The sequence below is a fragment of the Frankia sp. R43 genome (genome assembly GCF_001306465.1).
Taxonomy (GTDB): Bacteria; Actinomycetota; Actinomycetes; order Frankiales; family Frankiaceae; genus Parafrankia; species Parafrankia irregularis.
This window is the reverse complement of record NZ_LFCW01000001.1, coordinates 985374-1012147: the sequence shown is the minus strand read 5'-3', so window position 1 is coordinate 1012147 and position 26774 is coordinate 985374. Positions and strand designations below refer to the sequence as shown.

Sequence of the window (26774 nt, the reverse complement as noted above, 5' to 3'; positions counted from 1 at the left end):
GCTACGGACTCGGCCGGCAGCGGGAGGCTGCGGCCTCCGAAGCTGATCGACTGCCGGTGTCTGCCGCGTCAGGGCAGGCACGCGCTGCCCTCGGCTGCGGCGGCTGGGTGTGCGCTTGCGCCTTGGTCTGGCGACATGTGCCGGGCGGCTACGGCGTTGGGCCAGGGGCTCCGCCGACCCGCGTCCGGACTGGCGGCAGGTCGCCTCTCCTTCGCAGTGTCCGCGACATCGACGATCACACGGAAGCGCCGGCCGCACAGGAAAGTCCTTTTGAGACGATTGCGCCATGCGCCTGCTGATCCTGGGAGGAACCTGGTTCGTCGGCCGTGTCCTGGCTGAGGACGCGGTGGGCCGTGGCTGGGCGGTCACGACGTTCAACCGGGGTAGGTCCGGACCGGATGTCGCAGGGGTCCACCCGTTGCGCGGCGACCGAACCGACGTCCAGGATCTTGAACGCCTCGCGGCGGCGGGGCCGTGGGATGCCGTGGTGGACGTCGGCGGAGCGGAGCCCCGCTCGGTCGGCCTGGCCGCTCAGGTTCTGGGCGCGCAGGCCGGTCGGTACGTGTTCGTGTCGACCGTCTCGGTGTATCGCGACTGGCCCGCGTCCCCGGTCGACGAATCCTCACCTCTACATCCGGGAAACCCCGATCTTGTGGTGGAAGATCCTCGCTGGGACGCGGTGCGGTACGGCCCCCACAAGGCCGGGTGTGAGGCCGCGGTCCGGCGGAGCGTTTCCCCGGATCGGCTGCTCATGGTGCGGCCGGGGGTGGTTCTCGGCCCGTACGAGTACGTCGGACGGTTGCCGTGGTGGCTTCGGCGGATGGCGCGCGGCGGGCGGGTGCTGGCCCCCGCACCCGCCGACAGGCCGATCCAGCCTGTGGACGTGCGTGACCTCGCGTCGTTCCTGCTCGACCTGATCGGGCGGTCGGCCAGCGGCATCTTCAACGTCGCGGCGCCCACCGGCCACGCGACCTACGGCCGGATGCTGGACGCGTGCGCTGCGGCGACGCGGGACGTCCGAGGCGCAGATGAGATCGAGGTTGTCTGGGCGGAACCCGATTGGTTGGTCGAACAGGGGGTGCGTCAGTGGACGGAGATCCCGCTGTGGCGGGTGCAGCCAGGGACATGGCGCCTGGATGCGACCCGCGCGGCGGCGGCGGGCCTGCGTTGCCGGCCGATCGAGAAGACGGTCCTGGCCACGTGGGCGTGGCTGGCGGCCGGTGGCGCTCCGGTCCGGCATGAACGTCAGGACGAGCACGGTTTCGACCCCGACAGAGAGCGCCGCCTCGTCGACCTGTGGGAGTGCCGGTCACAGGCCGCCTCCGGCGAGAAGGGCCTGGTGTGAGGTGCCCGGGGGCAGCATGGCGGTGGCCGACTCGCGCACGAAGTGTTCGATCTGGTCGTCAAGGTCCTCGGCTTCGGCAGATCCGCGGTAACGCGGCTGGCTCAGCGACCGGCGCAGCCGGTGGAGCCGCCCCGTCAGGCGCCCCGTGCGCTGCTCGGACGGCAACGCGAGGACGGGGACGAGGGCATCGTGCGCGCTGTCGAGATCGCCGCCCAGTGTTCGGGCGACGACCAGATCGATCCGGGCGCCGTGCTCACCTGGTGTCCACCGGTCGGCGATCGGTATCGCGGTGAACAAGTCGATCGCCTGGGACGCCGCGTGCGCAGCCTGGTCGAGTTGGCTGAGCGCGAGATGGGTGGCGGCGGCGCTGAGGAGCCGGCGTTCCTCGCCGAACGAGAACTCGCCGCCCACACTGTCGAGAAGGTCGTCTGAGGCGTCCGCCTCGGCGGCGCGCTGGGCGGCGACCAAGGCGGTCATCGCCTCGTCCGCGGCACCGATCATCGCGTAGGAGCGGGCCTGCACGGCGTGCAGGCGAACCGTTCCGGACCCCGCTCTGGCGTGGTCGAGGCCCGTGGCCGTCAGCCGTATCCCTTCTCTGGGCCGGTCCGACCAGAAGGCGATGGTGGCCTGGACAGCGCGGGCCCATGAGCGCAGCCCGTCATCGTCGACGATCTGCCCATACGCCCACGCCGCACGGGCGTTCTCGACTCCCGCGTCAGGGAACCCGAGGTCGAGACTGACGATGCCGAGCAGGCCGCAGACCTGCCCGGCGAAGACGTAGAGCTCATTGAGCTGCCGTGGGCGTTTCGTCTGTTCCAGCAGTGCGTACACGGTGTTCCGGGTCTTGGCCAGTTCGGTGAACATCTGGAAGGGCGGCGTGGTGTTGTAGGTGTGCGCGAGCCGGCGCACATCGTCGGCGAGCTGTTCCACCGAACTCTCGTCGAGGCTTCCGGCCGCCGCGAACATCGCATGCTCCCCTGACTCCTTGGCAGCCGACATGACACGCTCCATTTCCACCGGTACGTACGGTATTGATAGGTGCTCGATCCCGTCAGGCCGTACCGTTCTCGCAGGCGGGCCGGAAAGCTTCACGGGGCCACGATGGCTAGGCGTCAGAGGTATTCGAGGGGATATGGGCTGAAACTGGCCGGTCTGGCTGAGGATGAGGTGGTCCGCGGGGGTGAGCTGTTCTCGGTCGTCGAGGTCGACAAGGTTCTGGACGCTGGTGTCGTAGACCTCGGCGAGCAGGGCGAGGAGCTGGGGGGTCGGTCGGCGGCGGTTGTTCGGCAGCGGCCAGTTCTCCAGTTCCGACAGCTTCGGCGCGGTCATGGGCGCGGCGCCGTCCGGGTCGAGGCCGGTGCGGGTGGCATGGGCGTTGATGTGGTTCGCGGCCTGTTGCTGGGTCCAGCCGTGCGCGATCCGGTGGGCCGCGCGGGGGCGCAGCTTGTAGCGGCGGGCGAACTCGACGGCGATCTCGTCGTGCGACATGCCCACGGCGCGCATCCGCGCCCGCAGCTCATCCTGCTCCACCCGCAGACTATGCCTAGTCACGTCACGTCCCCTCCCGACAGGGCCTGGCCGGGCGTTCGTCACCCGAAGCATCAAGATTCTGATGGTGATCCGTCGCGGTCGGGTCGGAACTGGTCGTGCACCTGTCGCCCACGGCGCTGTCCGCCCCACCGGGTAGCCAAGAGACCATAATGATCAGCCTTCTGGTCGTGCATGTCATTCCCCTCGTGACGAACATGTTCTTCGGTCTTCATCAGGTCGCTGACCTGCGGGAATGGTGTGAGACGGTGCGATCCGTTCGACGCGTGGCGTCGCATCGCTTCGCGTGGCGGGCGGGAGCATAGGTGCTCGCCGTCGTTGCCCTCAGGCAACGGGAGTGCGATTTCGGCTGGTTGGCTCGGTGTGCAGGGTCTATCGGGCCGCTCGGTGCTCGGGGAGGCCGCTGCGCGGTTGGAGATCGTCGTCGTAGCGCAGGTGGAAGATCATGGCTGCGGTGTCGACCTGGTTGCGGGCATCCTCGGTGTTCAGGCCGAGCTGTGCCGCGTGGTCGTAGGCGTCCAGAGCCGAGCACAGGTCGGTCCACTCCGGAACCGTCGGGCCGGCGGTCGGGTCGAAGGTGGCGAGCAGGTCCGCCAGTCGCGCTGGCGGGAGTACGTCGCGCATCCTGGCGAGCAGAACGATCGGGCGGAGCGCGGGTGGGACGATGTGGCGGTGGAGAGGCATGCGGGCCGTTTCGTCGTCGCTGGTCTGCGGTCGTGAGGACGTGTCGCCGGGGAAGGCGAGGGCGCTGCCACGAGGCAGTCCGCTGAGGCCCTCGCCATGGCATGGCACGCCCCCGCCCGTCCGCACAGCCGGGACCGCACCTGGCCACCGGAAGAGTCCCTCACGGAACGACCCCGACGACCCGTAGTTGTGGCGTTACGTGTGGTCATCGTCCTTCGGGGGTTGGTGTGTCTGGGCGTTGCGGGCGGCGGCGACCGCGCGGGTGAGGGTCGCGGCGAGGGTGTCGGCTTCGTCGAGGGTGAAGGCTTCGCTGTCGGGGTCCTCTTCTCCGGCGCCCAGGGAGATCATCGGTTGGTAGGTGGTCGTCGCGGTGACGTACTGCTCGATTGCGACCTGGATCGCTGTCTGGTCACGGACGCCGGGGATGGGCGGCAGGTCGATCACCGTGAATTCGGAGACGTGGTAGTCGCCAGGGCCCGCGGGCACGACGTCGAGGTGGCCGGCGGGCTGCTCGCACCACGGCGGGCAGGAGCTGGTAGCAGGGTCAGGCATGGCATTCCCCTCGCGTGTCAGGAAGGTGGGGCGTGACGGCCGGAGCCGGTGGACGTGACTGGCGCTGGGTGGGTGTCGAGGGTGCGCAGGCCGTCGCGGACCCGGTGCAGCAGGTCGAGGTCGAAGACGTCCGTGGCGGGCGTGGTCGCGGCGTGGGCGGCGAAGCGTTCGCGTCGTGGCAGGTCGTCGGTCGGGGCGGTCGGGATGCGCCGCGGGAGGGGGGTGTGGTGGGGCAGAGCGGCCCAGACGACCTTGCCTCGCTTCTGATGGCTGCCGTCGGGGGTGTGGACCCGGGCCTGGTAGTAGCCAGTGCGCGGAGTCAGCCTGGTGACCAGGTGCAGGCCGCGGCCGTCCTCGGCGTCGGGGCCGGCAGCCCGGCGGGTCGGGTGGCCCGGTCCTCCGTCCCAGACCTCGACGATCACATGGTGGTCGCTGTAGGTCAGGCGCATCGCGATCTGGGACGTCAGGTCGTCGTCGCCGTGCAGGCTGGAGGCGAGCGCGTTGGTGGCCAGTTCGGAGGTCAGCAGGGTGATCGTGTCGATCACATGGTCGAGGTTCCACTGGTGGAGCTGGGCGGTGACGTCGCGGCGGGCGACGCTGGCGGACTGGGGTCTGGTCGGGTAGTGCCAGACGCGGTGCGGGAGCAGGTGAACGGCCGGTTCGGGTGCGCTGGTGGTGGTGGTCATGTGGCTCTCCCGACGGCGGAGGTCTGGGGTGTCCGCGCCGGGCGGGGCGGGGGCGGTGTCGTGGACGAGCGTGAGGTTGTTCTCGGCGAGCACCACCACTTGGCACGGCCACGTGCACCCACACTCTTCGCACACACCGTTGCGTTGGACATGCCGGTCAAGGAGGCGCACCGCGCTGCCACGCAGCAGCTCGAACGCACGCTCGGGCGGGTGGGCGGCCGTCTTCCGCCCGAAAGTGATCAACGGGTCGGTGGATCGGCCGCGAACGGCGATGACCTGACCGGGCAGAGAGGCGGGGGCGGGAACAGACGCAGGCGGCGTGGGAGGGGCGGGATGTGATCGGCTGCCCGGTGGCCGGCTCAGGCTGATAGCCATGGACGTGCACCTTTGGTCTGCGAACGGGTGAAGGATCAGTGATCAGCGGAGTCGAGCTGCCGTGCTGGTTGGTCAGCCGTGCTGTCGGCGAGCGCGCCGAGGGTGGCGTTCAGCGCCGCACCAGCGCCGCGTCGGCGCAGCTCCCGGGTGAGCACGTCGAGGACGGACAGCGCCGCCAGCGGCGGGGCCGGCGGCTCGGTCGCCGACGGGTCGAGCCGGAGGACGACCGCCGGTAGGGTCAGCGTGATGATCGCCTGGTCGTAGACGGTGGCCGCCCAGATGGTCAACACGGTGTGCAGCCAGTCCCGCCACTGGTCCCGGCTGGCGGCCAGCCGGCCGGACAGCCACGCCTCGACGCCTTCGACGAGTTCCGTCCGGACCGGTGGCGGGCAGCCGAGGATCAGCGGGTGCAGATGGCCAAGCAGTGTTCCGGCGTCCACGAGGTCCCCGCCGGGTTCGAGCGCGGGGGACACCAGGACCGCCCGCGACGATCCGTCGGGATACAGGACGCCGCGTGGGTTGAGGTTCCCGAACGCGATGCCGCCGCGGCTGAGCAGCATCGGGTCCAGCTGGGCGGCCAACCGGCCGAGCCGCGCCGACAGGCTGCCCGCGAGCGCCCGAAGCTCCCCGATCTCGCCTGCCGTCGTGTTGCCGGCGTGGAGGTGCTCCACCGGGTGGTTCAACGCGTCGGCGACGACCCGAGGCAGCGGGTGGGCCGTCGCTGCGGCCTCGGACAGTTGGGCGGGTGGATCACGGTGCAGGTCGCTCAGGTCGTCCATCAGCGCCGTCACCACCTCGGTGAGCCCCATCGGCCGGGTCCGGAGCCGGGTGGCCAGCGTGGCGCCGTCCACCCAGGGGGTGAACATCACCCCCTTCGCCCAGGCGATCGGGGCGGCCACCCACAGGCGGGAGTAGGCTGCCAGCGCCGTGAGCTGCTGCGCCTGGCCGGCTGTCGCGGTTGCCGCGTCGGCGCCGACGTCGGTGAGCACGGTGGCGAGATCGCCGTGGTCGCCGCGGACGAGGCGTGACAGCGCCCGGCCTGCTGGGCGGACCGTCGCGCACAGTGTCGTCCCGTCGCCGGTGCGGACCTGGCGATACAGTGCCCCGCCCGCCGTGGTCATCGCGCCGAACGTCACTTCGGTGCGCGGCCACCGCTGGGCGGTCGCGGCAGTGATCCACTCGTCGGCGTGGGACAGCAGGTCGTGGACGTCGCCGTCGCTCCAGCACGTCGAGCAACCTGAACGCGGGCTCACCGGACGCGGCCGACACCGGCGTAGACCGGCAGCCGACCCTCCGCCGTACGCGACCGGCCTCGCTGCCGGTCGTGCTCCCAGCCCGGGAGCAGGACCAGGCCGGGGTCGACCAGCGTGCAGTCGTCGAAGAACGACAGCACCTCGGTACGGTCGCGCAGCTGGAACGGCGCGGTCGTGCGCCGGTACACCTCCGCCGCTTCCGTGACCTGCTGGGACTGCCCGTCGCCGGTGGCGTGGGTCACGACCAGATGACTGCCCGCGGGCAGGGCCTCGCGTAGTTGGGCGACCAGATGCCGGGGGCCGGTGTCGTCGGGGAAGAAGTGCAGGACCGCGACCAGGAGGAGCGCGACCGGCTGCCCCAGGTCGAGAAGCCGGGACACCTGCGGATGGTCCAGGATCTCGTCGGGCCGCAGGAGATCCGCCTGCACGGCCACGGCGCGCGGGTTGGGTGCGAGCAGGATCTTGCTGTGCGCGACCGCGACCGGGTCGCTGTCCACATAGACGACCTGGGCGTCCGGCGCCAGCTGCTGGGCGACCTCGTGGACGTTGCCCATCGTCGGCATACCCGACCCGATGTCGAGGAAATGCCGGACGCCGACCTCGCCTGCGAGGTAGCTGACCGCCTCACCCAGGAACAGGCGGTTGACCCGGGCGGTGTCACGGATCTGCGGCCACGTCCGCTCGACCTGCGCCGCCGCTTCCCGGTCGGCCGGGAAGTTGTGCGCGCCGCCGAGGAAGAAGTCGTAGACCCGTGCCACGTTCGGCCCCTCGGTCGCCCCCACAGAGGCGACGCCGTCGGTCCCCGTCACGACCGCCCCCGTGACCAGCGCGCTTCGGTGACGACACCGCTTCTCGGCTGACGCGACCGGTACGACCAGGCGACCGAGCCGGCTCTCGTACAGACAGTGCGGTCACGATGCCTCGACCAGACGATTCTCATCATGGGAACGGTCCTCACTGACGGTAGGCAAAACGGAACCGTTACACCTTCGTCCTAGCGGCGTCGGGTGGTCATCCCCCTCACCGCGAAGAAGCCGTTCACCCGTCCGGACCCCGCCTGAGCTGGGAAAACACCGAGGGGAACGGGTATCTCTTCGCTCGTTGCCAGCCCCTATCTCCCCGGAGTGTGATCGTTTCCCTACGGTGGTGCGTGAGGCGTGAGGTCTCGGGAAGCGGTGGCGGCGACCGCGCGGCCGGAGGGTTCAGGGGGAGACGTCCGGTTTGATCGCGGTGATGTAGGCGATGGAGGTATGCAGGAGGATGGGGCGCCGGCGGGCGGTTGAACGCCACGCCTCGGAGTAGCGACGGGCGAACGCGGCGCCCAGGGTCCGGCCGATCACCTGATAGGTCGACTCGCCGGCCGGGCCCGGGGCGTGCAGCGCGGCTTCGGCGGCGCTCACATTCTCCAGCGGGGCGGTAACCGTGTCCTCGGTGTACTCGACCTCGGTGAGCCCCGCGAGGCGCGCGTTGCCGACCGCATGGGCCGGAGTGAACGCGTAGGCGGCCGGCCGGACGGCGGCCATCGCCTTCTCCACACGGCTGACGTCGTGGGCGCTGAGCCCGTCCAGCTCGATGGGCTGACGTCGGGCGAGCACGAGCTCGCAGACCGACAGACGCCCCCCTGGTCTGAGGACCCGCGTGATGTCGATCAGCATGCGGCGGGGATGACGCAGCGGTGCCAGGACACTGAAGCCGATGACCGCGTCGAAGCTGGCATCGGGCAGCGGCAGGGGCCGCTCCGCGAGATCCCAGACCGATCCCCACGTCTGGCCGTTCTCCGGGGTCGGCCGGATCTGGCTCAGCGCCGCCCGGGTCGGGGCCAGGGCCGTGACGCTGCCGCCGGGCACGACGGCCGCGAGCGCCGCGGGCGTCAGTCTCGCGCCCAGACTCAGATCCAGCAGGTCCTGTCCGGTACGGGCGGCGGCACCGTCCAGCACGGCAGCCGCCAGCGCGGAGGGTCGATGACGGGGATCGCGCCGGTCGGCGCGGTGCACGGTCAACAGATCGGAATCGACGTGTTCGCCGGCGGAGCGGCCAGACCGGTTCTGGGGCCGGCCGGCGCGTGCGGCCTTGGTCGGATGCTGGGACGTCACGAATCACTCTTCTGGTCGGCGGTGCTACCCACTCAGGCGACGTGCGGGCAGCGGTCACAATGATCATCACGGTCGTCGATCGGGCCGTCATTCCCGCAAGCGGGAACGATTCGTTCACCCCGCCGCAACCGCCGGGAGCTGCGAAGACTGTTGGCACCGTCCCCGTTTGTTCGCCATGGGGTCCACCGGACGCCCACAGCCACCCGTGCGACGGGGCGGACCGCGCTGGATCAATCGGCAGGATCGACCTTCCAAAGGCTGTGGTGACACGCCGGCGACTGGCGGTGTTCGCCGCCGACGAGCGCAGCCGGCGACGGTGACGATCAGCGGCGGCAGGGCTCTACGTCGCACCCCGGGAATGGGCGGTCACCGCCGAAGCGAGAGCCCACCGCCGGCATATCCGTGCAGGTCAGAAAGGCAGCACACCCCGAACAGATTGTTCGTCGGAGGGGGAATGACCCCCGGCCTCCGTCCGGGCGATGGTGTGACGGTTCCACCTCTCCCGCCAGGAAGGAGCGCCGATGCCCGCGGACGCGGACCGCGCCCCTGCCACGCCAGCGCGCCGCTGTCCTCCCGCGGACCCGACGGAACCCCTACCGGCCCCGCTTTTCGGCTCCCCTGGGAAACCGCTACCGAAGGGCGATGCGGTCGCGCGAGCGCGCCGCCTGCCCAGCGCTATCCGGAAAGGAAACAGACCACATGACCGCCGAGACCCGCACCCAGCCCGACGATCGTCTCCGGGCTGACCTGGCCTGGCTGGGCGCCATCCAGGACACGCCCGGCATGCTGGAGGCGTTCGTCGCCGGACACGCGCCTCGCGTGTTCGCGCTCGTCGAACAGGACATCGGCATGCTGGAGGACACCGTGTTCGGCTGGGGACTCCAGTTCAGCGACCACGCCGTCGTCGTCGCGCGCGGCGGGACGTTCTCCACGGTCTGCTCCCACGTGGACGACGCCGTGAAAATCTTCGCCGTCACGGGACGGAACCTCCGCCTCGTCTGGCACAGCCCTCCCACCCCGACGGCCTCCGCCAACGGCCGCGACCAGCCGAAGCGTCGGCGGGTCCTCCGATGACGGCCAGCGACTCCTGCCCCGCGTGGTGCCAGCTTCCAGAGGGCCATCTCCGTCTCGAATCCGGTGGCCCCGGCGACCAGCACATCGCGGAGATCGCGGAGATCGACATCCCGGAGATACCTGGACTGCGATCCGCGGTGAACGGCCCGCTGCGGGTGCGCGTCGAGCAGTACGTGACCGCGTCCACCGTCCACCCTGCGGTCATCAGCGCCGACTTCGGTGATCACGCCCCCACCCGCGGCGGTTTCGAGTACCTCACCGCGCAGGAGGCGCAGGCCCTCGCCTGGATGCTGATCCGGGCCGCGACCACCATCGACGCCGCCTCCTGCCTGCGCGCCCAGGCCGGAAAGACACACTGACATGCCGACCGGCCTCTCCGCCTCATCGATCCACCAGGCCGGCGGAGCTGGCACCCTGCCACATTGACCGCTCGCGCATCGGTGTGCAATCTCGCTGCCCGGACCCTGAGCGGCCCTGACGGGGAGCTGATCCCGGACCGGAGGGTCGCCGAAATGCTCGAACGTTGCGGCTACGTCGATGTTGCCGGGCACCTCTACGAGCAGACCGACGACCCGGCACTGCTGCGCCGGACCGGCAGCGACGACCGGATCGACCAGATCCGGGTGTCTGGACCGCTCGCGCCCGCCCTGCGTAGCTACCGGCTGCTCGACACCCCGCCCGGCGCCAGCGACCACCACGGCATCCCGGCCACCTCGACACCGACCTCGTCGACACCACCAACCTGTGGAACTACCGCTGATCTGCTCGGTTACTCCAATCGGCGGAAATAGTCGCTCGCTGTCACTACCGTCGTATCGTGGATAACCTCGCGAAGCTGGCCGCGGCCGTGACGGAGTTCGCGGCGCGCAGTGCCGTGACGCTGGTGCCGGCGGTGCCGGAACGTGACCTCGGTCCGGAGGTGAACATCTCCCCGGACGTGTTGGACCTGCCGGGCTTTCTCGCCCTCGCCGCGTCCCTCGGCGGCGGAGTGCTGTACTTCGAGGCTGTCGCCTTCGATCCCGCTGGCGGTGAGGTGGCGGACCCGCCGGCGGAGCTGATTAGGCGCAAGGGTGAGACCGGCCGGGTCAGCGTCGCGTTCGCCGTGAACGGTCTGATCCATTTCTGGGAGCAGTCCGCGCCCTGGTACCTCGAATGGCAGGAGCTGGCCGCCAGCCGGTCGACGCGGTTCCCGGCGCGGCGCGATGACGAGGACGCGGAGCGCCCCAGCGATGAGGAGCGGGCACGGCTGGCCGCCGAGCTGGTGACTGTGCTGTTGGCCGATCCGGGGTTCCGGGCGGCGAGGGCGGGCGCGGCCAGGCAGCGGTACGCCAAGCTCGCCCTCCCGGAAGGCACCGACAGCTGGGTCGGCTGGGATGCGTGCCGTGACGCGGCCGACCAAGCCGAGGCGCTGGCCCAGGCGCAGTACGCCCAGCTCACCCCGCGGCTCGACGAGCTGGCCGCCCAGCTGCTGACGACCCCCGAGTATCAGCAGGCCAGCTCGCCCGCCGCTCGCAAAGAGGCCGCCGGGCAGTTCCTCATCCCCGTCGCGGACGGGTTCGCGGCACCCGCGCTCGTGCGCGACGAGCTGTACGCACGGGCACAGCGCCTCGCCAAGACCGGCAAGCAACATCCCACCCTGCTCTGAGCAGGCCGGAAACGAACTGACATCGGGGTTGGGAAGCATGTCCCGAGCGGCACGGATGATCTCGGCGGTGGCGACGGTGGGCCGTCCACCGACGCGGGCCGCGCCCGGGGAAGGGGACACACGGCTGCGGCTGAATATCTGCGCGCCGGCACGCGGCGCTCTGGCCGCGGCCCGATTAACCATCCCCGCCTGGGTGCAGTGGTCAGGGCTGGGTCGGGTCGCCGGCACGCTGCACAACCAGGTCGGTCGAGGGAGCTGGTGCTATCGGTGGGCTTTGTCGACGGCGTCGGCCCAGGCCAGGAGGAGTTCGGGTCCGTGGCGCTTCATGAGCCGAGCGAGGACCGTGTCCACGATCAGGTCGAGCAGGTAGTGCTGGGGATGGTCGAAGGTGGCCGTCAGGGGATCGTCAGCGTTGAGGTCGAGGTCGCTGCCGGGAGCGTCGGGGGCGAACTCCTCCTCCCGGATCTGCCAGAGCTCCAGCAGGAGCGCGCTCACCTGCGGCTCAGGGAGCTGGGTCACTGTCTCGGAGAGCCAGCCGATCAGGTAGCCGTCAACGTCCCAGACCAGTGTCGTGACGTTCGCGGCGATCTCCTGGCCGACGCCGTGGAGAACGGGGTCGGCTACTGCCCGTTCCAGGGTTTTCTCGTCGGTTTCGTACTGTCGCTCACGTCGGATGTTGTAGAGCCGCGGTATCGCCTTCGTGACGTGGGAGCCGAGTTGCAGGTAGCCACTCGTACCCGCTGCGGCGGTCGTTCTGGCCGCGAGCATGTCGCCCATGGTCATCGCTTGCGGCAGGCCGGTCCCGGTCATGTCAGGATCGGTGATGTTGCGGAGGAAATCGGCTCGGACGGTCTCGGTGAGACGGTCGAGGGCGGGCGTCACACGTGCCATGCCGCAGAACGGTAACGGGCACCTGCCTTGCAGTGCGTAACGGTCCAGTCCGTGTTGGGTGAAAGTTGCGGGTATGAACCTGTTGTCGGATGCCGCGGCTGAAGGGAGGGCCCGCCGGAAAGCTCCTGGCTGCCCGCTGGGCGCAGGGCGCGGCGGCGGCGTGCCCCTCTCACGACCTCCGAGCCGGGGCCGGTGACGGGATCATGATGTGCGGCCGACTCCGCACATCTGGAAGGGAGCATGGGGACCGTCGTCGCCGAGACTGTCGCGCCAGTGGGCGGGGGAGACGACGCCTGGCTCGACGAGGTCGAGTCCGTCGAAGAAGCTGATGATCTCCTCGGAGGTGCGGTAGTGGTACCCGTGGTCCTCGGACAGCGCCTGCACTGCCCTGGCCTGCTCGGTGTCCGGCTCGGCTACGCCGTCCTCCAGGACCAGGCAGCTGCCCGGGGGTAGGGAGTCCAGCAGGGTCCTAAGGATCGTGCGCGCCTCGTCGAGGTCGGCGATAAGGCCCAGGACCGCGGTGAGGATCAGGCCGACGGGTGCGGTGAGGTCGAGGGTCTCGGCCGCCCGTGTGATGATCGCGGCAGGGTCGTGGACGTCGCCGTCGAGACAGGCGACAGCGCCTTCGGGTGCGCTGACGAACAACGCGCGGGCATGCGTCAGAACAAGCGGATCATTATCGACATAGACGACGCGTGATGATGGCGCGGCCATCTGAGCGATCTGGTGGGTGGCGTATCCGAAGGCCAGGCCCGGTCCGATGTCGAGGAACTGGCGTATGCCCGCCTCCCCGGCCAGGTGGGTCACCGCGCGGTTCAGGAAGCGTGCGGACACGCGAGGGACGTCCACGATGTCCGGGAACGCCTGGATGATCCTGTCGGCGTGCTCCCGGTCGACGCGGAAGTGGTCCTTGCCGCCGCGCAGGTAGTTGCGCACCCGGGCCGGGTGCGGCCGGGTGGTGTCGAAGGTGGGCGGCGGGTAGGGCGGGTCATCGGCGCTCGGGATGCCCGTGAACGAATCCCCGGCGTGGATGCTTCCTGTGGGTGGGGGGAACGTGGCGGCGCCGGGTCCTCGGGTCATCAGCTGCCTTCTGGCTTGGTCGCGGTGAGATAGACGATCGGCGTGGTCAGGAGGAGGGGGCTTCGGCGTGCGGTCGCGCGCCACGCGTCGGCGTAGCGACGGGCGAAAGCGGCACCCAGGCTGCGGCTGATCGCCTGGTAGACGGACTCGCCGGCCGGGCCCGGAGCGTGCAGTGCCGCCTCGGCGGCGGCCACGGTCGCGAGCCTGGCCGTGACGGTGTCGGTGAGGTGCTCGATGTCGGTGAGGCCGGCGAGGCGGGCGTTCCCGATCGCGGCGGGGACGGTGAACGCGTGGGCGGCGGGCTGGACGCCGGCGAGGACCCGTTCGACCTGGGTCAGGTCGTGCCGGTTCAGCCCGTCGAGGTCGATCGGGTTGCGCTGGCCGAGTAGGGGTTCGCACAGTGAGAGCCGTCCGCCCGGTCGCAGGACGCGGGCGATGTCGATCAGCATGCGGCGGGGGTGGCCGAGGGGTGCCAGGGCGTTGCGGCCGATCACGGCGTCGGTGCTGGCGTCGGGGAGGGGTAGCTCGGTGGCGTCCCAGACGGACCCCCAGCGGTGGCGGTTCTCTGGTGTGGGCCGGATCTGGGCCAGCGCCGCGGGGGTCGGGGCCAGGACCGTGACGCTTCCACCGGGGCAGGCCGCCGACAGCGCGCCGGACACCAGCGTTGGCGCTGGATTGAGGGCGACCAGCTCTCGTCCGGGTCGCACGCGGGCGCCGGCGAGGACGCCGCTGTCGCCGGCGGAGGGGCGGAGCGGACGAGGAGGAGGCTGGTCGTAGCGGCGCACGACCAGGAGGCCGGACCCGTGCCGCCCGTCGGCGCGGACGGCGCGCCGACCCGTGGCCGCTGTCTCGGACAGGCGCTGCGAAGCCAAGGTCAACTCCTGAAGTCGGAGAGCGGGCACCCACCTTTCGCCGGCAGGCAGAACACACAAGATGATCACCCGATGGGGTGGCCGTGGTCCTTACCCGCACGGCGAACGTTTTGTTCACACCCCGATCGCGGGTGTGACCTGCGTTAACGCCGTGACGCGGAGCCGAGTCTTCGTCGACGAGAGCCGCGAACCGGTGGCATCGCGGCACACGGGGAGCTCCTGGCCCGGTGGGAAAGCGGCGCCGCCCTTCCGGTGCTGGCGGGGCGTCCCGGACTGCCTGTGTCCCCGTCCGTCGTGGCGGGCCGCCCACCGGGGGAGACCACGGGCGACGGCCAAGGCTGTGCGCGGACATCGTGACCGTACGGCTACCTTGAGAAGGACTGATTGCTTCTGCGGGCCCTCCGCCGGGAGGGCCGCCGCCGGCGAGGAGAACGCTCGGATGTCCAGGCCCAAGGCCAGCCTGCGCGCCGAACAGGACGAGCTGCGCACCCGGATGCGGGATCGCGGGATGACGCATCAGGAGATCGCCGCGGAGTTCGCCCGCCGCTACCGTCTGCGCCCCCGGGCGGCGCATCGGTACGCGTTCGGCTGGACCCTGACGCAGGCCGCGGACCGGATCAACGCCTACGCCGCCGAACACGGACTCGACCCGGCGGGCAAAGCGCCGATGACCGAACCGAAACTGAGCGAGCTGGAGAACTTCCCGCGGTCACGGGTGCGCCGGCTCATGCCCCAGACCCTGGCCCTGCTCGCGGGCGTCTACGGAACCGATGTCCACGCCCTGCTCGACCTCGACGACCATGACCGTCTCACCCCCGCCGACCGGCTTCTCCTCTCCACCATCAGCGCCCCCGCACCCACCTCACCCACCCCTGCGCCGCCCACGCGGACTCCGGCCGGACCAGCGGTCCCGGCCCGGTCCGCAGCCGCCGGCCCGCGGGACCGGCCGGCCCGCGGACCGGCGTTCGATCCCGTGACCTGGCCTGTGCTCGCGGCGGGTCAGCACGAGTCCGTGGAAGACCGTCTCCGCCACATCCGCGACCAGCCCCGATCCGTGGATCTGGTGACCATCGCGCTCCTGCGCCAGCGGGTCGAGGACCTCGATGTCCTCTATGACCGCACGCCGCCGACCGAGCTACTGCCCGAGGCAGGCCAGCTGCTCGCCCTCATCAGCTATCTGCGCTCCCAGGCACCGACCATGAGGCTGCGCCGGGAACTACTGACCGCCGAAGCCGAAGCGGCGACCCTGACAGGCCAACTCGTCTGGGACGCCTCGCAGCGACGCGACCACCACCAGGCCCGCACCTATCTGGACCAGGCCGCCGCAGCCGGCCGCGAACTACGCAATCCGATCGTGGAAGGACACGCGCTTCTGCGTTCCACGATCGTCGCCCTGCACGGCGAACGGGCCCCGCAGGCGGCGCTTGATCTCGCCCGCCGCTGCGCGGCGGTGACCGAAGGCTCCAGCGACGTCCTCGCCGGGCTGGCCACCCTGCACGCCGCCGAGGCACACGCACTGCAACGTCGCGCCACCGACTGCGAGGAGCTCCTCGGCCACGCCGAACAACTCCTGAGCGGCGCCGACCCCGCGGACGAGGCGAGCCACCTGCACTCACCCAGCCACATTCCGCGCATGGCCGGTTCCTGCTACCTCTTCCTCGGCCAGCCGAAAACAGCCGAAGATCTCCTGGCAGGCGCCCACTCCCACCCGCACGGCTCGGCCAAGGCCGACGCGATCGTCCTGGGGAACCTCGCTCTCGCGCAGATCCGCCAACGGAAACCCGACGACGCCGTCCACGCCTTCCACCAGGTCCTCGACGTGGTCTCCCACACCTGGGGAGGCGGCGGCATCACGATGGCGTTCACGATCAGCCGCGAACTCCAGCCCTGGCGCCACATCCCGACCGTCCACGACGCCCGCGACCGTCTCCTCGACGTCATGGCACCCCCCGTCCCCACCGCCCCGTGAACCGCGACGTGGCCGACGCCAAACAGCGAGTCCGCGACCGGATCTGGACCCTTCTGGAACGCGAACACGCCGCACCACCCGGCGTCCACGGCCACATCCCCGCGTTCACCGGCGCCGACGACGCCGCCGCCCGACTCGCCGCCCTCCCCGCCTGGACCTCAGCGCGGATCATCAAGGCGGTTCCCGACCGGGCCCAGCAACCTGTCCGCGCCCGCGCCCTGCGTGAGGGCAAGACCGTCTACATGGCGGTCCCGAGGCTGGCGGAGCGGCTGCCCTTCTACCACCTCGACCCGGCGGCCCTCCCCGTCCCACCGGACCAGGCCGCCGACCGACACGTCGCCGCCGCCATCGCCCGCCAGATCGGTGTGGCCGACATGCGACCCATCGACCTCGTCGTCTGCGGCAGCGTCGCGGTCAACCCCCACGGCGTACGGCTCGGGAAAGGCGCCGGCTACTCCGACCTCGAATTCGCGCTCCTCCAGGAAGCCGGTCTCGTCCGACCCACCACCATCATCGTCACCACCGTCCACGACCTTCAGCTCGTCGATGACGACCTCCCCGAAACCCGCCACGACTTCAGCGTCGACCTCATCGTCACCCCCACCCGGACCCTCACCTGCGGGCCACCCCGCCGCCCCGAGGGCCTGTACTGGCCGGACCTCGATGACGTCACCATCAACACGATCCCCGTCCTCTCCGCCCTGCGGGCGGATCGACTCCGGCTCCCGGGAACACCGACAACACCCGAGGGCAGTCAGCCTCGGCGCCGTGCCGACGAGCACTGACCCGGCGGAACATCGGTAGCCAGCGAGGATTGTCGCTCTCCCGATAAATGCTGATATCCGCCTATGTTTGCGGTCGCAGGGCCGGGATCGGCGCGCGAGCATGGAAACACAGCATCCGACGGTGAACATCACGGGAGATGTCGATGAGAAACGAAAGGGCTCAGGCGCGGCGTCGCCGTGACGTCCGCGACGCCGAGTACCGCGCCGCGCTGGGCCTGCCCTCCGACGGCCCCTTGCCGGCGAGCCTGGGCACGGTCGGCGGCTCCCGCGGCGGCCACGCCGGTCGGATCAACCAGACCACCACCGGGCGGCCCGCCGGTTGGCGCCATCCCACCCGGTCGGCACCGAAACGCCGGGGCAGGCACGGAGGCGAACGCCACGGGTAGCAGCGGCCGGGGCAGCGTCGATCCGCAGCGGTGACCATCACAGGCCCGCGAAGGCCCGGAGACGCCGGCCGGCGGGATGTCGCACGGGCCCAGGCAGCGTGGGAAGGCGGACTCGCGGGTGACATGGTCAGGGTATGAAGCGCCGCGCGGAGCGCAGGACCGCTGCGATGACGGAAGCGGAGATGAGCACGCTGGCGGCGAGCAGCGCCATCCGTCCGATCGCATCACCCAGGGCAGACGTAGTCGTCAGAGCCATGGTGACAGCCACCATCAGCACGACGATGACCGGCGCCGCGAGCAGCGGGAGCACCCACCGCGGTGCCGGGCGCTGGTCAGGCGCCGTCCAGGGCCCCCTCGCCGCCATCATGGTCACGATCTGGTCACGTTCGCCCAGGTACCGTTCCTGGAGATGCTCATGGGCGTTTCGAGCTCCCTGCGCGGGCAGGCAGCCCAGCGCCGTCTCGATCGAGACCAACGCGGCGTCGAAATCGCCGCAGCGACGCTCACCGCGGGCCCGCCGATACCACCACAGGTGCGCCCGCGGACTCGTGGCCACGGCCTCCGCCGCGGAGCGGCGCAGCAGGTCGCTCTGACCTTCGAACGGGGCGGCGACGTCGATCGCGTGCAGGCAGATGTCGGTGACTTCCCGGCTGCGCGGCTCGGCCGCCCACGCGGTCTCCACCAGCAGCGTCCCCCGCGCGGTGTCCCTCATACCGCAGGCGGCGAACGCGCGCAGCGCCGTGAACAGCGGGCCGTCCCGGTAGGGGCCGGCGGCTACCGCCAGCATCGAGGACGCCACGAACCGGTCCAGATCCTCGAACCAGAAGTCGGCGCGTAGCTTCGCCGCGTGGTATAGGGCGGTGAAATACGCCACCTCAGCCGAGCCGGCACTGTCCCGAAGAACTCTGCCGGTCGCTGTAGTGACCTCCGCCGCCGGCTCGACCGTGTCCCGCGTGATGAACCCGTACCCGAGCGCCCACTTCTCGATGATCTCCGGACGGACCTCCGGGTCGGCGTGATCGACCAGCCAGCGGGCGCAGCGGGCCGCGACCTCGACGGTCGGTTCGGCCAACAACCGGCGGCGCCAGTACCGGTCGGCACAGATAAGGGCCCCGTCCCGATCCCAGCCGACCGAAGCGATCCGGAACGACGGCTCGACACCCGCGGCCACCAGCTCGGCGGCGACCTCCTCGCACACCCGCTCCAGCTCCCGCGCCCCCGCCGCCGCGCGCAGCCGCGACACCGGATCATCCGGCGGCACCGTCGTCATGAACCCAAGTCTGGCACCACCCCCGACGCGAACAGGCCCAAAGCCGCATTCGACGCGAACCCGTCGGCCGTCTCCTTGCACCCCTGACGACCGCATTGCCCCGGGGCCCGGATCGCTCAGCACTCGCGACGGACCCAGGACCGCGCGAGGTCCCAGCCGGCGGCGACATCCCGCCCGCGACAGCCGGATGATGTCGCCCGCGATCACGACGAGATGAAGCTGCGACGGAGCCCAGAGGCCCTCTTGCCCGCTGATCCACGCAGCCCTACGACCCGGGCGGGCGGCGCAGCCAGGTGACCATGCCGCATCCAAGGGCGCCGTCGCGAGTACAGCGTCGAGAAGCTCGCGTGTCACGGCACGCTGGTCACGTGGGGCGGGCGCCGATCTGAGCGCGGACGGTATCTAACGGCCGCATGATCGATTGTCAGGCGGCGCCGGAACTCGCCCAGCGTCGTACGGTAGCCCCAAGCAATGTCGCACCTTGCGTAGGCTGAGCCGCCGTCCTACGTCCCCATGCCGCTGCGGCAAAGGAGCTTGAGCTGATCGAGCGTCAGTTCCTGTGTGTGATCCGCTGCCGCACTACTCACCCAGCCGAGCACTTTTGTGTCCGGCGATTCGTATGTCGTCCCGGCGGCGACGTCGTATCCGTCCGACTTCACGACCCTCTCGATGAAGCGCGCAAGCTCGACAGGCCCACCGCCACCGTACCCCGAGCCGTAACCGGCTCCCTGCCTTTCTGGAATGATGTGTAGCGCACCGCTGTAAGTGCGAACCCAGAACATGTCAGATTCACGGTCGATGACAAGCGTTCCCAGACGTTCGCCATCGGGGATAGAAAGCGGCGCGTAGGTGTAGTGCTGCCAGTATTCATGATTGCCGCTGACCGTGCGGAAGTGGTGGGCGGCAACGGGCAGCCATGTGATCGGGTCCCGAAAGGTTTGCCAGCAGACACATCCGTCTCCGGCTACCGCTGACGGGGATTCGGGATCTTCGTAGACGCACGGATGCCAGAGCGTAGGCGCCTCGTCACTGTTGACAAGGGACACATGGAGAGCATCAGGGGCACAGCGATCGAGTCGCTCCAGCCACTCCGCGGCGTAGGGGCTTGTGGAAGAGCGGAAGCTCTGGGAAGCGTTGATGGCGCTTCCTGGCCCTACCGGCGGCTCAATGTAGAGAACGAAGTTCCAGTAGCCCCGGGCGGGGCCGTAGGTAAGATGTAGGTCACGGTCATGGTGGTACGTCATTAGGTGGTGGTTTCCCCTTCGGTAGCGCGAGAGCCGGCGGACGGTTCATCGCGTTCATTGTGTGACCTGCTCTGCGCGGGTTGCCCAGCCTAGGTTTCCGAAACGGATGCCAGATCGACCACAGCTTTGCTGCGCAGTGCGGTAACGGCTTCCAGTAACTGTAGGCCGGCGCCGCGAGAGGACGCCCCAGGTGGGCTTCCTCGACCGCGAGGATTCTCGCCGAAGCGCCGCCCTGATTCCACTTGCTTGAGACAGTCGAGCGTCTTCTTTACATGTACTGGGCGTATCGGGTAGCAATCTCCTTTTCGGGATCACAGAAGCGGAGCACCTGCTTGACCTGTTCAGCCGTTTGCAGGGTAATTGGAAACTTGCCATCGAGGCGTGACTGGTTCCAATTGATCTTACTCAAGGCGAGAATCTCGCTGGCGATCTCAGTCGAACTGACCGACCGCTGGGCGGGGCGAATGCCGAGGGGTCGCGGTACGTACATGCCTGGATAGACCGAGTAGAACTCCACGCTGCCCCGGGTGTAGAGGAGATGCTCGTCTTCGCTGATGCTCATGAAGGTGCCCCGCAAGGGCGGGGCATCGCCAGGCCGAAAAAGCATTGCCCCCTCGCTATTGGTGATCCATATGAGGTCGAGCGCGTGGATCTCTTTCTCGTCAGCGGCAGCGCAAAATCCTTCTGTTTCCCCCTCAGTGAAGCGCGACGATTTGTGGACAACGACCCGAGCCGGCAGGGTGTGATGCTCACGCCTGTATATTGTGAGTGCTCCCAAGATAAGACGTCGGGCGTCATCCGCGAGCAGATGTGGTTGCCGATCCTCGCGGCTCACGTGGGCGGTACCACCCCGGACCACTACCCCGTCGCCGCGCTCGTTAAATATATGTGCGACCGCTGTGTCGAGTGCGCCCGTCGTGGCGGCGCGGTAGAAAGAAATCCCAATATAGCAGGTTGCGAGGTCGGTGGAGGCTCGCTGCAAACGCCACGGCACTCCGCCTGCCTTGTAATAGAGGGCGATGTGTAGGTTCCAAGCCCGGGTAGCCTCATCCTGCCGGCTACGCTTCGGTGGCGGTGGCGCTGATTCGTCCCAGGTGCTTCGCCGAAGAATCTGCAAAGGTTTACCCAGCTGCAATGCGCGGGCTTTTAGGAGATCATGAAAGTTGGCGACCGGAAGCGGTGCTTCCTTCCGGCGACTCCCGCGCGTCTGTGAATTGTCGGCTTCATCCTCTGCCGTCTGCATGGCGAAGGTGACGTCGTCAAGATCAGGGCGAGCCACGAGGAGTACGTCCACCCTGTTGTCCTCCGCGACCGCTTCCAGCTCTTCGAGATAGGCGTCGACCGATGCCCGCACGGCAAGCTCACCAGGAAGATCTTTGGCTTTTCTTAGTGCCCGCTCGGGAACGTCCCGGCTGTTGCGATCAGTTGTGGTCATGGTGGTGAAAAGCCCGACGTCGCTGTCGCATCCAGGGAACGCCGGAAAGAGATGCGGGTACTTGGCCTCTTTTGCGGTGATTGGCTGTCGGCAGCGCTCGATCCACCGTCGGAGACCGTCGAGCTGGTCTCGGGGGCCGACGAGTCCGAGCCGGATATTGGTGGGCGCGTCGTCGAGGCCCAGGTCGGCCGGACCATACGTAGCGATGCCGAATCGGGGATCGATATGTCGGTTGCCGCCGCCGAACTCAAGGTGGGGCTCGTCGAGTATGTCGAGATTCATTATGCGCCACGCTTTCTCTGTCGGGCGCCGCGGCGTGATGCCGTTGTCGTCTTCGTTCTGGTGTTCGCCTCGTCGGCCGCAGGCTCAGCCTCGGGAATAGCCTCCAACAGGCTAAGGAGATCGTTCTCGTCTATTCCGGCGGCTTTGAGTAGGGGATCAAGCGCCTCGTCGCCTGCGGTGTCTTGCGGGTCGTTGATGGCTGAGGCCGGAGCGGGCCCCCACCAGTTGTCGTCAATGCCGCGTTCAACCTTGTAGGTCAAGAGCGGTGCGAGGATGAGCATTGCATCGGCCGTCAGCAGGTCCGGGAGCAGGAAGCTCTCCCAAGTCTGCGTCCAGCTGCGCACGGCAGGATGGCGATCAAGGCGTTTGATTCCGGCTAGCAGGCTATCGGCAAAGGACGACTCGTTGCGGCCGTCCCGTGTGAAGCAATAGTCGACGCCGAGTTGACAGTACCAGCGCCCGTCGATGCGACGGAACCGAGGTCCCAACGCTGCGTGCGAGTAGTACACTATCTTTTCCGGGTCGTTCTTAGAGTAGTGTGGACCGAAAACGGTCCTGCCCTTCCCGGTTCCACGTCGCACGACCCGCGGTTTCAGGTTGGCCGTCGGCCGAAAATGCAGATGGCGCCGGCTCTGGTGCCACTGCAAGTCCGACGAGTGGTCGCTGACGAGCGTGCGCCTCAGGAGATCGGCGAACGTGTTTCTCGTATCTATGTCCCCGCCGTCTGCCCATTCCTCGGAACCGTGTTCTTCCACGCCTCCATCGCACAGATAACTCAGCGGAGAGTCGCGAGGGTTGGCGAAGCTGAGCAGCATTCCCTCGCGGAGAAGCCAGCCGGGCGCATGCTCGGGGACCGTTCGCAGATAGTCCCATCCTTCGGCGTAGTCACGTACTGTCGCCGGCGCCGTATACAGCGTGGAAGGAAAGCTCGACACCGGCATGAAGTTGGTCGTAATAATCTCCGTCCTCGGTGGAGAGCGCAGATATATACCGGAATCGCGTGGCACACCGCACCGCATGATCGCGCCAGCCGCAGATCTATCGAACGCCTTGGCATGTTTGTCAACGGTGACGGTGCGTTCTGCCCGACGGCGGGGATCGCTGAACTCCGCCCGAATATCAACCCACCACGCCAAACCTTCGGAAGGGCGAGAAAGAACGACTATAACCGGAGCGTTTCCTCCGAGCCAATAGTCGAGGTCTACCGCGTCCGCGGTCCATTGAAAACTGTCGTCCGTTTCATAGGACCATGACCTATTGCTGGCCTTGCTTTGCACCATGACAACAAGATTCAGGGCATCGCCATCTGGCGAGACGAGTTCGATCTCGCCGTCGATACCGTGGTCCACGCGGCGGTCGTGGAAGATGTAGCCCATCTCTGAGACTCGCTGCTTGATCAGCGCCACGCCGCCCTCGCCGATCATAAAAGACCGGTCCGCTTTCTTCTTGCGCCGCGCTGGGGGAATGGGGACCACCTCGATCGTTGTCTGTTATCCGAGAACTGATACCTTGGCGTCCGCCGAGCGTGGCCGACTGACGTGCGTTCGTGGACCTGGTAGATCGTTCACGGATGTCGCTGACGAGTGAGCAGGGACACCACACGCCCCGGTGGCACTGGTTCCGCCGACGCCTGCATCTGATCAGGGAAGCGTGACGTCACGATGCCGAACAGCTCCGACGGCAGGCGACACTGCGCCATCAACGCCTCTTCGTTGACGCCCTCCTGCCTCAACAGTTCGACCGCTCTCGGCAGGAGCGACGGCTGTTCGACTGCGGCCACCAGCCCTGGTTCGTTGCGCCGCCAACCACGTGCCGAAATCGTGGCCATGGCATTACGGTAGGAGACGTCACTGAGGCGGCCGAGGCGACGAGCCTGGTACAGCAGCGCCTGCATACTGACGCCCCACTGCTCTTTGAGTCGAGCTAGTTTCCGCCATGCGTCGCTACCCATGGTGGCCGGAAGCAGGTCGTAGATCTCGCCGGCGGGAATGAGGAGCTCTGCGGCGAAGCGATGGGCCTGGTCCTCGACGACTCGTCCGCCGGGCTCAGCGTCGCTGTGCATGATCAGGTGGCCGAGCTCATGGGCGACATCGAAGCGCTGGCGATAATAGTCCCGCTTGACCGGGTTGAGGACCACTACCGGGCGAAGCCTGCTATCGAACGAGTAGGCGTCGACCGAGGCTGCCTGCGGTGGGCTGAACACCACGAGGACCCCGTGGTTCTCCAGGAGCCGGACGAGATGTCCGATGGGCTTCCTACCCAGCCCCCAGCGGCTGCGGACCGTGCGTGCTGCCTGCTCGGGCTCGTCGTTGTTCGTGACGTCAACGCAGACTGGGACGCTGGGCAGGTCGACGACGGGCAGCTCGACGTGACGCTCCAGGCTGGAGGCAACGTCGACCGCCGTCTGTCCGTAGGCAAACGCCTGGTCCCGGGCCAGCTGGGTGGTGGAGCGCAACGAGCGGAAATGCGGCGTGGAGCTGAGCCGGGCTATATCGTCCGGTCGGACAGCGAAGAAGCCGGGCTCGACCTTGAGACTCAGCGCGAGCTGGGCAACGTTAGCTGCCGTGGGCCGCTTCGCCCCGGACTCCCAGGCCGCAACGGCGGTGGGGCTCTTGCCGACCTTCTCCGCAAGCTCGCTCTTTCGCAGGCCCGCGAGCTGCCGTGCCAGTGTCAGTCGTCCGCCGTCGAACAGCGTGGCGACCTCGGCGGCTCGCTCGCTGCCTGCCCCCGCGCCGCTCACCGAGCGCCGCCGGCCTGATCTCCTGATCGGGCCGCTGGCTTCGCGCGAAGGCGCACGGCCGCGTCCGGCACCGTGCTCGGGCCGGAGGGGCCTTGGCGCTCCTCGTCGCGACGACCTCCGCCGGAGGGTGGGGCAGGCAGGAGGTCATGATGCCAGTGCCAGGCGCGGCCGCCATCCGCGTTCAGCCTGGGACGGCCGAGGACGAGTTCTCCTTTCCCGGTCCAGGGATCGAGGCTATGGGCGACGACGAAGGTCCGCAGGTCCAACTCGTGGGCGGCCTTCAGCACCGCGGCGAAGCCATCGATCTCGTCGTCGGTCACGCCGTCGAGCAGGGAGAGCTGGTTGGAGTCGGGTGCGGGCTGGCGGGCGACCCGTTGCTTGGTGCGGCTCTTCCGTGGCCACGGCATCCGATCAAGCTCGCCAGAGACGAATGCTGCGAGCAGGAACCGTGTCCGTTCCCAGGCCCATCCGGGACTGTGATTGAGGTCGGACCGGATCACCAGTCCAGGCGCCAGGGTCGGCATCGAGGCGATGTCGCGGTCGCTCAGCTCGACGTACAGCAGGTCGAGCGCGCTGGCGGGATCGGCGTCAGGAGCCGGAGCGTATTTCCCGCAGGCGAAGACGCGATCAAGGCGATCGCGGAGCAGGGTGTGCCGCAGGATGCCGAGCAGCGTCGCGTCATGACCGTCGGCCTCGGAGTAGACCTCCAAGGCCCGCGCGGTCCCGGACGCGTAGGCCCATCGCACGGCCTCCAACACCCCTGCGCCATCGAGGTCAGCGATGATCTCGTCCTGTTCGCTCACAGAACGGGACCTTACCACTGCTAGTGGATGATGTACCAAACTGAACCTAGGGGGTCAAGTGGCGGCGTTTGCTCCGACAGCGCTCCAGGTTTGACAGGGTGGGCCGCGTAGGCGGCGTCGAGGACCTGGGCGCGACGGGCCTGGGTCTCGCAGGCTATGCGGCGTTGGCGTCACTCTGGCCATCGAGTGCGACGTGGGTGTTGCTGCGGAGCTGGGCTACAAGGCTACGGGCTGTGTCGGAGCCCACATGAAGGCGCTTACGTAGCGTTTCCGCGGAGATGGGACGTTGATGATGCTGCCAGTGGAGGACGTCCTCGGCGCGGGCTCTGTGGAGCAGGTCTTGCTGGCGCGCTTCCCGCTTGGTTTGGCGCGATGTCACATCGTTCGATTTCCGGTGGCCTTGGACGGTCCCATCTGGAACCACTGCATCCTGCGAGTGGTCCAATTGAACCGTTTCGGTTGCGGGGTGAGGAGCCGGGAACCGGGAAGTGGTCTGGATGGCTTGGAGGAGGCCGGGGCCGACTTCCGCCCATCCTATAAGGAGGAGCGGGCCGACGTTGTTTCCGCATTGGCTGTGTTCGGAGGTGGCTGTGTTGTCATGCGGCGCGCTCGGGGACTGGGCTCAAGTGACGTGTTTGGTCGGACGGTCGTGTAGCTGGAACGAGCACCTGGGTGTGCGACAGATCACATCGGTGGGTTCGTCCGTCTGGACGTGACTTCAGCGGAGCGGAATCGGATAAGTCAAAGGATTCTCGGCGGGTATGCCGATGTCAGGTCCGTTGGTCGGTCTCTGTGGCCGGTTCGAGGTGTGTCGCGATGAACTGGTCCCATGTGGTGAGGCAATCATCGGCGAGGTCGAGTACCGGCTGGGGTCCTTCCGGCCCGATGACATGTAGTCGTTGCCGTGTCGGTTCGTGTGGCGCGTACTCTCTGATCGGAGCGAGGTGGCCGGGTATCCGGTGTCTTCTATCGACGGCGCGGTGTTTGGTTCCGTTGCAGATGTCGGCGCAGTACCGGAGCGAGGGGTTTCCGGTGATTGTTGCCTCAATCGTGGTCGCGAGGTCGGGTCGATCCGCGATGATCCAGTCTTTCAGGTGGTAGGCGTTCTGAAAGAACGCGAACGCGGTGTCCCAGAATTCGTGAGACCAGCCCAGGTCGAGGTGGGCTTGGCCGTGTTCACGGACCAGTCGGCCGTGCCAGCGTCGCATGCGGTCGTACTGGTCGCGCCAGCCCTTGAATCGGTCCCATCCCGCGCCGAGAGGCGGTCGGGGAAGGCCAGTCATGATGCGGATGATATGTGTTCCCTGACCTCAGGTAGTGGTCAGGTGGATGGGTCGGAGTTGCCGGACGCCGTGGGCGCTGTCGAGGGCTGCGCGGAGGCGGGTGATCTCGTCGTGTTGGGCGGTCAGGCGGGACAGCGCCTGGGTCTTGAACGCGGCCAGTTCGGTGATGGTGGCGTCGCGGGCGTCGAGCCGGCGCTGGAGGACGGTGGTCTGCTGTTTGAGCCGGGTGATCTGGGCGATCCGGGGGTCGGGGGTCTGGCCGGTGTCGTGTAGTGCGGTCAGCCGGGTCTCGAATTCGGCGCGGAGGTGGGCGTAGGGGCGGGTGCCGTAGAAGGCGGTGCGGTCGATGCCGGATTCGCGGGCGAGGGTCTTGATGTCGCAGCTGCCGCCGGGCGGGATGTCTCCGGCGAGCAGCCGGTCGATGGCGGCGCGGATGCGGGCTTCGTTGCGGGCTCGGTGCTCGGCGGTGAGCCTCATTG

The 26774-nt window shown here is 68.6% G+C and carries 26 protein-coding genes and 1 pseudogene; 8 read left to right on the top strand and 19 right to left on the bottom strand.

Translation table 11 applies throughout. The features are described from left to right. Nucleotides 1-286: 286 nt before the first annotated feature. Complete coding sequence (locus ACG83_RS03660) at nt 287-1345, top strand: NAD-dependent epimerase/dehydratase family protein (protein ID WP_011436466.1); 1059 nt, start codon at nt 287-289, stop codon at nt 1343-1345. Here ACG83_RS03660 and ACG83_RS46445 read toward each other — a convergent pair. The 7 genes from ACG83_RS46445 to ACG83_RS03625 all read right to left on the bottom strand — a co-directional run bounded on the left by ACG83_RS46445 (nt 1310) and on the right by ACG83_RS03625 (nt 8536). Continuing rightward, nucleotides 1310-2896 carry a helix-turn-helix transcriptional regulator gene (locus ACG83_RS46445; protein WP_235497578.1) on the bottom strand — a complete coding sequence of 529 codons (1587 nt, stop codon included), beginning with the start codon at nt 2894-2896 and terminating at the stop codon, nt 1310-1312. The two genes, ACG83_RS03660 and ACG83_RS46445, sit on opposite strands and share 36 nt — an antisense overlap. A gap of 369 nt (nt 2897-3265) precedes the next feature. Continuing rightward, the gene (locus tag ACG83_RS03650; RefSeq protein ID WP_134351761.1) at nt 3266-3577 is read right to left on the bottom strand and encodes a hypothetical protein; all 312 of its coding nucleotides are present in this window, start codon (nt 3575-3577) and stop codon (nt 3266-3268) included. A 195-nt stretch (nt 3578-3772) separates the two neighbouring features. Beyond that, nucleotides 3773-4129 (bottom strand): hypothetical protein, encoded by a 357-nt coding sequence (locus ACG83_RS03645; RefSeq protein WP_054564703.1) that lies wholly within the window; start codon nt 4127-4129, stop codon nt 3773-3775. Nucleotides 4130-4146: 17 nt separating this feature from the next. Continuing rightward, complete coding sequence (locus tag ACG83_RS03640; RefSeq protein WP_235497576.1) at nt 4147-4911, bottom strand: ATP-binding protein; 765 nt, start codon at nt 4909-4911, stop codon at nt 4147-4149. A 314-nt stretch (nt 4912-5225) separates the two neighbouring features. After that, nucleotides 5226-6443, bottom strand: coding sequence for a hypothetical protein (locus ACG83_RS03635; RefSeq protein WP_054564702.1), 1218 nt, complete (start codon nt 6441-6443; stop codon nt 5226-5228). Then, nucleotides 6440-7252: an SAM-dependent methyltransferase gene (locus ACG83_RS03630; RefSeq protein WP_054564701.1), complete on the bottom strand. Its 813-nt coding sequence runs from the start codon at nt 7250-7252 to the stop codon at nt 6440-6442. The genes ACG83_RS03635 and ACG83_RS03630 overlap by 4 nt, the downstream gene beginning before the upstream one ends. Before the next feature lie 393 nt (nt 7253-7645). Then, complete coding sequence (locus ACG83_RS03625) at nt 7646-8536, bottom strand: class I SAM-dependent methyltransferase (RefSeq protein WP_054564700.1); 891 nt, start codon at nt 8534-8536, stop codon at nt 7646-7648. A 699-nt stretch (nt 8537-9235) separates the two neighbouring features. On the opposite strand from ACG83_RS03625, the gene ACG83_RS03620 reads away from it, so the two are divergent. The 4 genes from ACG83_RS03620 (at nt 9236) to ACG83_RS45220 (ending at nt 11255) form a co-directional block, all read left to right on the top strand. Beyond that, nucleotides 9236-9610 (top strand): hypothetical protein, encoded by a 375-nt coding sequence (locus tag ACG83_RS03620; RefSeq protein WP_054564699.1) that lies wholly within the window; start codon nt 9236-9238, stop codon nt 9608-9610. Next, entirely contained in the window at nt 9607-9969 is a 363-nt protein-coding gene (locus ACG83_RS03615) for a hypothetical protein (protein WP_054564698.1), read from the top strand. The genes ACG83_RS03620 and ACG83_RS03615 overlap by 4 nt, the downstream gene beginning before the upstream one ends. 153 nt (nt 9970-10122) lie before the next feature. Next, nucleotides 10123-10401, top strand: coding sequence for a hypothetical protein (locus ACG83_RS03610; RefSeq protein WP_054564697.1), 279 nt, complete (start codon nt 10123-10125; stop codon nt 10399-10401). Nucleotides 10402-10427: 26 nt separating this feature from the next. Then, nucleotides 10428-11255, top strand: coding sequence for a hypothetical protein (locus ACG83_RS45220; RefSeq protein ID WP_054564696.1), 828 nt, complete (start codon nt 10428-10430; stop codon nt 11253-11255). 261 nt (nt 11256-11516) lie between these two features. On the opposite strand, the gene ACG83_RS03600 is transcribed toward ACG83_RS45220, so the two are convergent. The 3 genes from ACG83_RS03600 to ACG83_RS03590 all read right to left on the bottom strand — a co-directional run bounded on the left by ACG83_RS03600 (nt 11517) and on the right by ACG83_RS03590 (nt 14098). Beyond that, on the bottom strand, nt 11517-12146 hold the full coding sequence (locus ACG83_RS03600) for a hypothetical protein (protein ID WP_054564695.1): 630 nt from the start codon (nt 12144-12146) through the stop codon (nt 11517-11519). A 201-nt stretch (nt 12147-12347) separates the two neighbouring features. Next, nucleotides 12348-13226 carry an SAM-dependent methyltransferase gene (locus ACG83_RS03595; RefSeq protein ID WP_083473002.1) on the bottom strand — a complete coding sequence of 293 codons (879 nt, stop codon included), beginning with the start codon at nt 13224-13226 and terminating at the stop codon, nt 12348-12350. Continuing rightward, nucleotides 13226-14098, bottom strand: coding sequence for a class I SAM-dependent methyltransferase (locus ACG83_RS03590; RefSeq protein ID WP_083473001.1), 873 nt, complete (start codon nt 14096-14098; stop codon nt 13226-13228). Before ACG83_RS03590 ends, ACG83_RS03595 begins: the two co-directional genes overlap by 1 nt. Nucleotides 14099-14537: 439 nt before the next feature. Between ACG83_RS03590 and ACG83_RS03585 the strand changes: the two genes are divergently transcribed. From ACG83_RS03585 to ACG83_RS03575, 3 genes are all read left to right on the top strand, one after another. Beyond that, nucleotides 14538-16067, top strand: coding sequence for a hypothetical protein (locus tag ACG83_RS03585; RefSeq protein ID WP_054564694.1), 1530 nt, complete (start codon nt 14538-14540; stop codon nt 16065-16067). A gap of 8 nt (nt 16068-16075) precedes the next feature. Next, complete coding sequence (locus tag ACG83_RS03580; protein WP_235497574.1) at nt 16076-16852, top strand: 5-formyltetrahydrofolate cyclo-ligase; 777 nt, start codon at nt 16076-16078, stop codon at nt 16850-16852. A 143-nt stretch (nt 16853-16995) separates the two neighbouring features. Then, nucleotides 16996-17238 (top strand): hypothetical protein, encoded by a 243-nt coding sequence (locus ACG83_RS03575; RefSeq protein WP_134351757.1) that lies wholly within the window; start codon nt 16996-16998, stop codon nt 17236-17238. A 127-nt stretch (nt 17239-17365) separates the two neighbouring features. On the opposite strand, the gene ACG83_RS03570 is transcribed toward ACG83_RS03575, so the two are convergent. The 9 genes and pseudogenes from ACG83_RS03570 to ACG83_RS03535 form a co-directional block, all read right to left on the bottom strand. Beyond that, nucleotides 17366-18508 (bottom strand): hypothetical protein, encoded by a 1143-nt coding sequence (locus ACG83_RS03570; protein WP_054564691.1) that lies wholly within the window; start codon nt 18506-18508, stop codon nt 17366-17368. A gap of 503 nt (nt 18509-19011) precedes the next feature. After that, nucleotides 19012-19752 carry a hypothetical protein gene (locus tag ACG83_RS03565; protein WP_054564690.1) on the bottom strand — a complete coding sequence of 247 codons (741 nt, stop codon included), beginning with the start codon at nt 19750-19752 and terminating at the stop codon, nt 19012-19014. A gap of 268 nt (nt 19753-20020) precedes the next feature. Then, complete coding sequence (locus tag ACG83_RS43860) at nt 20021-21469, bottom strand: hypothetical protein (RefSeq protein WP_134351755.1); 1449 nt, start codon at nt 21467-21469, stop codon at nt 20021-20023. Next, nucleotides 21469-22944: a DUF4365 domain-containing protein gene (locus ACG83_RS41940; RefSeq protein ID WP_134351753.1), complete on the bottom strand. Its 1476-nt coding sequence runs from the start codon at nt 22942-22944 to the stop codon at nt 21469-21471. Before ACG83_RS41940 ends, ACG83_RS43860 begins: the two co-directional genes overlap by 1 nt. A gap of 89 nt (nt 22945-23033) precedes the next feature. Continuing rightward, nucleotides 23034-24209, bottom strand: coding sequence for an XRE family transcriptional regulator (locus ACG83_RS03550; RefSeq protein ID WP_054564687.1), 1176 nt, complete (start codon nt 24207-24209; stop codon nt 23034-23036). Next, a complete protein-coding gene (locus ACG83_RS03545; RefSeq protein WP_054564686.1) occupies nt 24206-25012 on the bottom strand; it encodes a hypothetical protein in 807 nt (268 codons plus the stop codon). The genes ACG83_RS03550 and ACG83_RS03545 overlap by 4 nt, the downstream gene beginning before the upstream one ends. 154 nt (nt 25013-25166) lie before the next feature. Then, nucleotides 25167-25568, bottom strand: a pseudogene (locus ACG83_RS46440) (hypothetical protein); the annotation flags it as partial. Between the two features lie 214 nt (nt 25569-25782). Continuing rightward, nucleotides 25783-26295 (bottom strand): hypothetical protein, encoded by a 513-nt coding sequence (locus tag ACG83_RS03540; protein ID WP_054564685.1) that lies wholly within the window; start codon nt 26293-26295, stop codon nt 25783-25785. 27 nt (nt 26296-26322) lie between these two features. Continuing rightward, nucleotides 26323-26772: a hypothetical protein gene (locus ACG83_RS03535; RefSeq protein ID WP_054564684.1), complete on the bottom strand. Its 450-nt coding sequence runs from the start codon at nt 26770-26772 to the stop codon at nt 26323-26325. Nucleotides 26773-26774: the final 2 nt, after the last annotated feature.